This window comes from Nostoc sp. DedQUE04 (genome assembly GCF_034530995.1).
Taxonomy (GTDB): Bacteria; Cyanobacteriota; Cyanobacteriia; order Cyanobacteriales; family Nostocaceae; genus Nostoc.
This window is the reverse complement of the sequence record NZ_JAVRCA010000007.1, coordinates 218,296-227,744: the sequence shown is the minus strand read 5'-3', so window position 1 is coordinate 227,744 and position 9,449 is coordinate 218,296. Positions and strand designations below refer to the sequence as shown.

10 protein-coding genes are annotated in these 9,449 nt (G+C 43.6%); 5 read left to right on the top strand and 5 right to left on the bottom strand.

Translation table 11 applies throughout. From position 1 onward, the window contains the following. The 3 genes from RM049_RS07425 to RM049_RS39235 form a co-directional block, all read right to left on the bottom strand. Positions 1–194, bottom strand: a 194-nt coding sequence (locus tag RM049_RS07425; protein WP_322703698.1) for a hypothetical protein, incomplete at its 3' end; no start/stop codon positions are given. Next, positions 172–708, bottom strand: a complete 537-nt coding sequence (locus tag RM049_RS07420; RefSeq protein WP_322703697.1) for a GNAT family N-acetyltransferase — start codon at positions 706–708, stop codon at positions 172–174. The genes RM049_RS07420 and RM049_RS07425, both read right to left, overlap by 23 nt. Positions 709–737: 29 nt before the next feature. Further along, positions 738–830, bottom strand: a complete 93-nt coding sequence (locus tag RM049_RS39235; RefSeq protein WP_416212620.1) for a hypothetical protein — start codon at positions 828–830, stop codon at positions 738–740. Positions 831–987: 157 nt separating this feature from the next. Between RM049_RS39235 and RM049_RS07415 the strand changes: the two genes are divergently transcribed. The 5 genes from RM049_RS07415 to RM049_RS07395 all read left to right on the top strand — a co-directional run bounded on the left by RM049_RS07415 (position 988) and on the right by RM049_RS07395 (position 5,897). After that, entirely contained in the window at positions 988–2,601 is a 1,614-nt protein-coding gene (locus tag RM049_RS07415; RefSeq protein WP_322703696.1) for a DUF1565 domain-containing protein, read from the top strand. A gap of 138 nt (positions 2,602–2,739) precedes the next feature. Next, positions 2,740–2,862: a hypothetical protein gene (locus tag RM049_RS07410; protein ID WP_322701800.1), complete on the top strand. Its 123-nt coding sequence runs from the start codon at positions 2,740–2,742 to the stop codon at positions 2,860–2,862. A gap of 27 nt (positions 2,863–2,889) precedes the next feature. Continuing rightward, the gene (locus tag RM049_RS07405) at positions 2,890–3,108 is read left to right on the top strand and encodes a hypothetical protein (protein ID WP_322703695.1); all 219 of its coding nucleotides are present in this window, start codon (positions 2,890–2,892) and stop codon (positions 3,106–3,108) included. A gap of 89 nt (positions 3,109–3,197) precedes the next feature. Further along, positions 3,198–5,309 carry a TIGR00300 family protein gene (locus RM049_RS07400; RefSeq protein ID WP_322703694.1) on the top strand — a complete coding sequence of 704 codons (2,112 nt, stop codon included), beginning with the start codon at positions 3,198–3,200 and terminating at the stop codon, positions 5,307–5,309. A 66-nt stretch (positions 5,310–5,375) separates the two neighbouring features. Then, a complete protein-coding gene (locus RM049_RS07395) occupies positions 5,376–5,897 on the top strand; it encodes a DUF2085 domain-containing protein (protein ID WP_322703693.1) in 522 nt (173 codons plus the stop codon). A gap of 156 nt (positions 5,898–6,053) precedes the next feature. On the opposite strand, the gene RM049_RS07390 is transcribed toward RM049_RS07395, so the two are convergent. Together RM049_RS07390 and RM049_RS07385 are read right to left on the bottom strand one after the other, a co-directional pair. Next, entirely contained in the window at positions 6,054–7,331 is a 1,278-nt protein-coding gene (locus RM049_RS07390) for a glycosyltransferase (RefSeq protein ID WP_322703692.1), read from the bottom strand. A gap of 750 nt (positions 7,332–8,081) precedes the next feature. Continuing rightward, complete coding sequence (locus RM049_RS07385) at positions 8,082–9,341, bottom strand: glycosyltransferase family 2 protein (protein WP_322703705.1); 1,260 nt, start codon at positions 9,339–9,341, stop codon at positions 8,082–8,084. Positions 9,342–9,449: the final 108 nt, after the last annotated feature.

Genomic DNA, 9,449 nt, shown 5'->3' with positions numbered 1-9,449 from the left:
TTGAATTCGGGCGATCGTTGATTGAATTCGGGCGATCGTTGATTGAATTCGGGCGGTCGTTGATTGAATTCGGGCGATCGTTGATTGAATTCGGGCGATCGTTGATTGAATTCGGGCGATCGTTTATTGAATTCGGGCGATCGTTTATTGAATTGTTCCTCATCTGGTGATTCAGCTAATTTCACTTTCACCATGCCAATCTGCTCGACTCAGGCAATAAACAAAGCACTCATCGTCACCAAACCGTCGATACTCGATAAATTTGAAGCCAAAGCGTTCATAGAAGCGGTGAGCACGGGTATTACTGGCTAGCGGATCGATAAGTATAGCCGTCACTTGGGGATCGGCAAAACATCGAGCAAGTGCAAGCCGCATCATTTGTGTTCCATAGCCTTTACCCAAATCAGTTTCTTCCCCAATCCAGATATCAATTGCACGAAGATTCGCCGTAACATCACCCCAGTAATGGCTATCCTCATGTGCTGGATCGATAATCTGAATAAATCCGATGGGACGACCATCAATTTCAGCAATCAATTGCTCTCTCCATTCGGGAGTGCGTTCAAGTTGTACTTCCCAGCCCCAGTCATCGTTAGGATCGGAGTTAATCACATGAGGTTGTTCATCCCAGTGGCGCAATAAATCCAAATCAGCAAAGCTAGCAGGGCGGAGGTTTATCCTTATCCCAGGTGGCGGGGCATAATTCATACTGTTTTTCCTATGTTTTTGGCGATTCACTAGACAAGTTGAATCACGACACCGTTAGGGTCTGTGACTTGAAAGAACCTTTCACCCCAAGGTTCAGTCTCGAACTCCGTTGTAATTTTCACACCTTACTGATTGAATTTGCGCGTATTCCCGATCGATATCATCCACCACAAAGACAAACTTTGTAGTGAGAAGTACTTAAACTTACTTAATGCATCAAAGGCTACTTACTTTCATGGTTAGCGCTAGGATAGCTATGTATTTTATGAAAGTATAAATATGGCTCAAACTTTTTACGTAAATTCAGTAGCAGGTAGTGATGCCAACCCAGGTAGCCAACAAGCCCCTTTCAAAACTATTACTAAAGCCCTTAAGGTAGCTACTGTTGATACCAAGATTCAACTAGCAAATGGTAATTACAATGCTGCTAGCGGTGAAGTCTTTCCGTTAACGGTTCCATCTGGTGTGACAGTGGTGGGTAATGAAACCAATAAAGGCAATGGCATTTTGATTGAAGGAAGTGGTACCTATCTGAGCCGTACTTTTGCGGGTCAGAATGTCACATTTGTACTGCTAGATAAAGCTGAACTCCGAGGAGTGACTGTAACAAATTTGGCTAGTCGTGGTAGCGGTGTTTGGATTGAATCAACTGCCCCTACTGTTGCTAATAGCACCTTCATCAACAATAAGCGGGAGGGAGTATTTGCTACAGGCGATGCTAACCCAGTGATTCTAGGTAATGTGTTCAGTGAGAATGCAGCTAATGGAATTGCGATCGCTAAAAATTCTAAAGGTCAAATTGAAAATAATACCTACTTTAAAACAGGTTTTGGCATTGCTATTAGTGATACTGCATCACCCATCCTTCGAGATAATAGAATTTATGAAAACCGTTCTGGGATTGTCATCTCTGGTAGTGCCCGTCCCGTATTGCGTAATAATGTTAGTGAAAATAATACTGATGATGGGATCACAGTGATTGGAACTGCTTTACCGGATATCGGCAGTATCAATAATCCGGGGGGCAATACTCTACGCAATAACGGTAAATTTGATTTGCAAAATGTCAGTTCCAACAAGCTGATTTCTCTAGGAAATAAAATAGATGCGTCTAAAGTTACCGGAAACATAGAGTTTGCAGATAGTTCGGTTCCAACACCGACTCCAACGCCAACGCCAACCCCAACGCCAACGCCAACTCCAACGCCAACTCCAACTCCAACGCCAACGCCAACTCCAACGCCAACGCCAACCCCAACTCCAACACCAACGCCAACGCCAACTCCAACTCCAACCCCAACACCAACACCTACTATTGAATTAACCGATATTGCGAATCATTGGGCAGGTGGGTTTATTCGGGAATTAGTCAAATTGGGGATAGTTAATGGTTTTCCCGATCGCACATTTAAACCCGATGCGACAATGACACGGGCACAATTCGCGGCAATACTAGTAAAAGCTTTCAACCCATCGCCAAACCGTGCGGCGATCAAATTCAAAGATGTACCAGCAGACTTCTGGGCATCCAAGGTAATTCAGCAGGCATATCAGGGTTTATTTCTCTCTGGTTTTCCCGACAATACCTTTAGTCCCAACAAAAATATCCAGCGCGTGCAAGTGATTGTCTCTCTGGTGAATGGATTGGGGTTATCTAGTGATGGTACGGCAACTATCAAAGTTTTCGATGACCAAGCCAAGATTCCTGAATATGCCAAGGATGAAGTAGTAAAAGCTATAGACAAGAAAATTATCGTCAATTACCCAAACCTGAAACAACTCAATCCTACCCGCGATGCTACACGCGGTGAGGTAGCGGCGATAGTGTATCAAGCTTTGGTAGATGCTGGGCGTGTAGCAGCGATCGATTCGTCTTATATAGTGACTGCTTGAGGGGGCAGGGGAGACAAGGGGACAAGGGGACAAGGGGGAATTATTGAACAACTCTCTCCCAAGTCTTCCCCCTCTCTTCTTCGTCTACTTTGTCTCTTCTCCATGCCCTCTGCATACCTCTGCCTCTGGAGCATCCTTATGCTACCTACCCTTCAGCTTAACAAGCGTGCTATTCAAGTCACGGGTGTTGGTGAAAAGTTAAAGGCGAACGCTGGGAAAACAAACGTTCGCTTAACTCTACTTGCCGAACATAGTGGTTAGTTGCTTGTTACTAGCATACTATAGACTGTGAATTTGAAAGCATTTGATAAAGATTTTGGTGCTAATGCCGATGAATTCGATCTAGTTGCTTCGCCCTCTAATACGCCCCCAGTGGCCCCACTTTCTTGGAAACCTAAATTAAATCAGGCTTTCTTGATTTTGAATTTTGAATTGGTATTATTACCATCTTCCAGTAATAGAATTGAGAGCGAAGGCTTGATAAAGTCTTCAACTATCAAAAGATAGATGCTTTAGTAGCAGATTTTACCTGTAAAAAAAACAAAAGTCTGTATTCAAAGTAAGCTTGTAGCATATAAAACGCTTGTAAGATTTTTATGACTTCCCGGATTCGCTTTTTAATGTGCCCTCCTGACCACTACGATGTGGACTATGTGATTAATCCTTGGATGGAAGGGAATATCCACAAGTCATCGCGCGATCGCGCCGTGGAACAGTGGCAGGGACTACATCAAATCCTCAAAGAACACGCCATTGTCGATTTAGTACCACCGGAAAAAGGCTGGCCTGATTTGGTTTTTACTGCCAATGCTGGCTTAGTTCTGGGCGATAATGTCGTCCTCAGTCGCTTTTTGCACAAGGAACGTCAGGGAGAGGAGCCTTTCTTCAAACAATGGTTTGAGGCAAATGGTTATACAGTCAATGAACTTCCCAAAGATTTGCCTTTTGAGGGAGCAGGAGACGCACTACTGGATCGAGAAGGACGCTGGTTATGGGCGGGATACGGTTTCCGCTCGGAATTAGATTCTCACCCTTATCTAGCTAAATGGCTGGATATTGAGGTGCTATCTCTACGATTAATAGACGAACGTTTCTATCACCTGGATACCTGTTTTTGTCCCCTAGCAAATGGCTATTTGCTATACTATCCCGGTGCTTTTGATTCTTACTCCAACCGCTTAATTGAAATGCGAGTTGCACCAGAAAAGCGCATCGCAATTGAAGAGGCTGATGCAGTCAACTTCGCTTGTAATGCGGTGAATGTGGATAGCATCGTCATCATGAACAAGACGAGTGATGCTTTGAAAACCCGCCTTGCAGATGCAGGTTTCCATGTGTTAGAAACGCCGCTGACGGAATTTCTCAAAGCTGGTGGGGCGGCTAAATGCTTAACTCTGCGGGTTACAGAACCAGTTAGAGATGAACTTCATGCCACTGTCTCGGTAGAAAGCCGTGTCATTCGCATGGAAGGACACTTGCTAGATGCTGGCTTAATTAACCGCGCTTTGGATTTGATTATAGATGCCGGGGGAAGTTTCAAAGTCCTGAATTTCAATTTGGGAGAACAACGGCAAAGTACTTCAGCCGCCGAGGTGAGAGTATCAGCACCATCCCATGAGGTGATGGAAGAAATCATCTCCCGATTGATTGATTTGGGTGCTGTAGATTTACCCCATGATGAGCGAGATGCAAAACTAGAGCCGGTAATTCAAGATGGCGTTGCGCCTGATGATTTCTACGTCAGTACAATTTATCCCACGGAAGTGCGAATTAATGGTCAGTGGGTGAAGGTAGAAAATCAACGGATGGATGGCGCGATCGCCATTACCGAAACTGCCAATGGCTTTGTAGCTCGGTGTAAAATCCTCCGCGATTTAAAAGTTGGCGAACAGGTAATTGTAGATGTTTTAGGTATCCGCACCATCCGCAAAACTGAATCGCGGGAACTCCGCAGCACTCAAGAATTCAGCTTTATGTCGGCAGGAGTTTCCAGCGAACGGCGCGTGGAATTAGTCGTTGAGCAAGTGGCTTGGGAATTACGTAAAATCCGCGATGCTGGTGGTAAAGTAGTTGTCACGGCTGGGCCTGTGGTAATTCACACTGGTGGCGGCGAACACCTGGCGCAACTGATTCGGGAAGGATATGTACAAGCGTTGCTGGGTGGTAATGCGATCGCAGTTCACGACATCGAGCAAAATATCATGGGCACTTCCTTGGGTGTAGACATGAAGCGGGGTGTCGCCGTACATGGAGGACACCGCCATCACCTCAAGGTAATTAATAGTATCCGTCGTTATGGCAGCATTCCCAAAGCTGTGGAGGCGGGAGCAATTAAAAGTGGCGTGATGTATGAGTGCGTCCACAATAATATACCTTTTGTGCTTGCGGGTTCCATTCGGGATGACGGGCCTTTGCCTGATACCGTAATGGATTTGATTCAAGCACAAGAGCAATATGCAAAACACCTAGAAGGTGCAGAGATGATTTTAATGCTGTCATCGATGCTGCACTCCATTGGGGTAGGAAATATGACTCCGGCAGGGGTGAAAATGGTATGTGTCGATATTAATCCAGCTGTAGTGACTAAGTTAAGCGATCGCGGTTCTGTAGAATCAGTGGGTGTGGTGACAGATGTAGGTTTGTTCCTCAGTCTGTTGATTCAGCAGTTGGATAAGTTAACAAGTCCTTATGTAAATAAGGTACGTTAAGAAAATAAACCGCGAAGACGCAAAGGGCGCGTTCGCGTAGCGTCTCCGATAGGAGAAGAAAGGAAGATGACAAGAGTAGCTTTCAGTGAATTGCAGGTTAATTGGGTAAGTTTTATAGCTGATTTCTTGTTGGTAGGAATGGTTTTTGGCCCGCCTATTGCTCCCTTTTTGGCTGCGTCTGGAGTGTCTTTGCTTCCTGGGATTGCGGACATCATTTATTTCATGGGTAATCATGTCTGTCCGCAACCAGATATGGGGTTAGATTTAGCACCACCGTTTATTATGGCTGTGTGTATGCGCTGCTACGGCACTGTCACGGGTTTGCTAATTACTCGTCTGTTGTATGGGATAACTGGTGGTAAGGGATTTTACTGGTTAAATCAATATGGCTGGAGTGGTGTGGCGATCGCAAGTGTGCTAATGATGGCTTATCCTTTGGAATTGGCAGCAGAGATTTTTGGTTTGTGGAATTTTAATAACTATCTGGTTACGCCTTTTGGGTTGATTACGGGTTTGGCGTGGGGATTGTTTACTATGCCTATTTTGCATAGGTGGCATGGTGCTAAAACTAGCTTGACCAAATTGTAAGTTTTATCGCACAACTTAATAGAACTCTGGTCTCATTTTAATGCGATGTCTACGACGGGCTATGCCTACGCATCATTAGACCAAGAGCCTTAGTCAAAGTCACTAATTAGCGATCGCTAGTACTGTAAATACTAGCGATCGTCATATTTGCGATCGTTATCGTCTTATACTACCTGTACCTACCTCCACCTTCTGCGCTCCTTCAACGATTTGGTAAAGTTTGTGTTCAAATTTCTGCATACACGCTGACCAATCAAATTCGAGTATAGAGGGGCGAGCGTGTCTAGTCATATCTGCTTTCAAACGGGGATTTTCCAAAATCGCAATTACCTTTTGGGCGAAATCTGTAGGATTGTTAGGTTGGGCAAGGAAGCCATTCCGACCAGGAAATACCTGTTCTGAAGTTGAAGGTGCAACAACAGCAACCAGAGGAGTTCCAGAGGCTAATGCTTCGTTATTTGTTGTGCAGAAGTTCTCGGTGACGGAGGGATTGACAAAAACATCTGCTCTAGCAAACCAACCTAGAAGTTCTGTACCGTGAGACTCACCCCATACAGTAATACCCGCTCCAAACTTTTTAGCACGCTCCCGGATCTCTTCATCTAGCGGGCCACTACCAACAATTACCAGATGGACATCAGGAATTTTAGCAGCTATGACTGGAAAGATATCAAGCAATTGGTTGACATTCTTTTCGGGTGTAATGCGTCCAACAAACAACAAAGTTGGTCGGTTATCGTTAGGAATTGGGTCGTAACAAATGTTTCGCGGGTGAAATTTTTCGCAATCGATACCTTGATAAGCGACGTATTCAGCGCGTTGGCATTTCAGTTCTTCGTATTTAGTTAATTGTTCTTTAGAAGAGAAGTAATTGAAGTCATAAGACTCACTAAACTGCTTAACTAAAACGGGAACGATGGGACGAACCAAATTGAAGAATCGGTCTCCAAAGTAATATTTGATATACGCAACAATATCTGTATGGAAGAGTGATATTATTGGCGTGCCTGTTCGTTTTGCGTATTGAGTGCCGATTGGGCGACCATAACCTTGTAAGAAAAATGAGTATAAACCTCTCATTTGGGCTGCTTCTTCAACCACGATAATATCGGGTTTGAATTTCTCTAGCAACTTGGTATCGCTCCAATGTCGATAGTTCAACGGTTGAGGAAGAGACTTATAGAATAGCAGCGGTTCTGTAGGGAATGCGTAAGCAGAAAAATTAGGAAAAGATTGAATTTCCTCTAAACCTAGCATGGGGCGATCGCCAACATTTTTGGGGTAGCGATCGTTGATTTGCGGATGGATTAGAAAAACCTCATGTCCCTGCTCTAGCAACCAACGAACTCGTTGGTGTACTGCAACGGAAACACCAGTCAAAAAAGGAGCATACAACCCTGTAAACAGTGCAATGCGAAGTTTTTGCTTAGTCATAATAAAAGGGAATATTTCAGAAAATTGCTGGTTTTTAACTTAGGATTTACGCAGCAAATGTTTCATGAACATCCTGATTATTTGGCTCAGAAATTCCCACTAATACAACTAGACTAAGGATTTACGCATTGTTAAATAGCTGAAATTTTAGATTTTGAAGTGGATGTTTATAGTGCTTCTCGTTTGTGTGCAATAGAGTCCGATCTCTCTCTTTTTAGAAGAGATGCTTTGAGGCACTCTCCTGACAGCAACAAAGGTTTTCCGCTTTCCTATTTTCTTAGGCTACGGTATACACACGGGTTTTACCCCACCCTAACCCTCCCCTTATAAAGGGGAGGGAACTAGATAAATTTCCGGTCTCCCCCCTTTATAAGGGGGGATTAAGGGGGGTAAATTCAGGGTTTGGGCTTCATTACCAAGATATGTGTACACTGTAGCTTTTTAGGAGAGAGTTAGAGAAAGGTATGGAAAAGGTTGGAGATTAAGTAGACTCAATTGCAAACACGTATATAAACCTGGGTTAGAAACTATCAAAACATCCAAATTGCTAAGTCAAAATTCCCCTTAATATATTTGTCTAAACCCTTGTAAAAAATGTAAATACGTTTTGGTAATCAACAAGTAAAAACGTATATGTTTACAAGGTTATAGCTAATATAGTTCTACTAAATATAAGATAATATAATTTGAAGACTAGGGAATGTTTAGTGTAATAACTTTCATGCCCTAGTTGATATTTAGCGATTTAATTCAAAGAGAAACCTTGCTATTAATCGGTTGATCCAACCATTGATAAGGGCGATATTCCACTAAGCGGACATTCCAAGGCCCTTGCACGCGATAGCTGACACCGCGCCAGGTGACTGTTGATGTCCACAGAGATGATAGCATCGCTAACCCATAAACCCACTGTGTCAACGGAATCCCAATCAACATTTTAATGATTGTAGCAGCTGATAATTTGGCGATCGCCTGGTCATTAGAGCGAACCACTCGCTGTATCTCTAATTCCAACACGAGCATTATCAAGAGTAATCCGACAGTGTAAACTCCATAGCAGCCTAACAACAGAGCCGCAGCTTCCCATTTTGCCTCTAACAACGACTCTAGAACTAACACGAACAATAGAGTCGGAAACAAAATGCTAGAAACAGCTTCACTCACAAGAGCCAACCAGCGGGGATGATACAGTCGAGAAAAAAGGATAAGGCGCTTAAGATAGTCTATTAAGTTGAATAAATCAGTCTCTTCACGATTGACTATTAGCAGCGAAGGCACAAACTTTACCTGAAAACCATGTTTTTTCAGGATGTCGTGCATCATAAAATCTTCGCCTAAAGCTTGTCCCCACTTATCTAGCAGTTCTGTTTGGCGAAGCACTTCTGTTTTCACAGCCAAAGTTCCACCCCAAGGAATCTGGAAGATAAACATTTGCACTACTGTAGAGACATTGCCGACGTACCGCACTAAAGAACCCCAATACCTGCCTGTTGGTACGTACCACCGATTGCCGGTTGTTGCGCCTACTTTCGCATCGCTTAGAGGACTGACTAATTCTCTGAGCCAATTGAGATGAACTATAGTATCAGCATCGACTAAAGCAACCACCTTGTAGGAGTCGTCCAACTCTCGGACAGCTTGGATTAAAGAACTGCATTTGAGACTACAACTGTTACGTACTATTCTCAAAGGGCTGATTTGAACGTTGGTTGCTTCTTGCTCTGTGATGGTTTCACTAGCAATTTTCCAAGCAGGATCTTCGTGACTATCAACGATTAATTTTAAATCATACTGTGGATAGTTTTGATTTAGGAGCGATCGCAAACATCTCGGCAAAAACGGATCGGCTCCGCGTAAGCAAAGAATTACTGCTGTTTTCGGTAGCTGATCGTCTGGCAATAAGTTTTTTTTAGACGAGCGCAGATACCATATAAAGACAAGCGTAAAACACACCTGAATAACCAGCCAACCCATCAAAGACTTAGACAGAAATATTGCCAAATCTTCCATTAAATTTTTAATCTCCGACAGAATGAGGGATTGGGCATGGGGCATTGAGAAGAGATAAGGTAGACAAGGAAGAGGGGGGAGACAAGGGAGAGAGTTGTTCAAAAATTC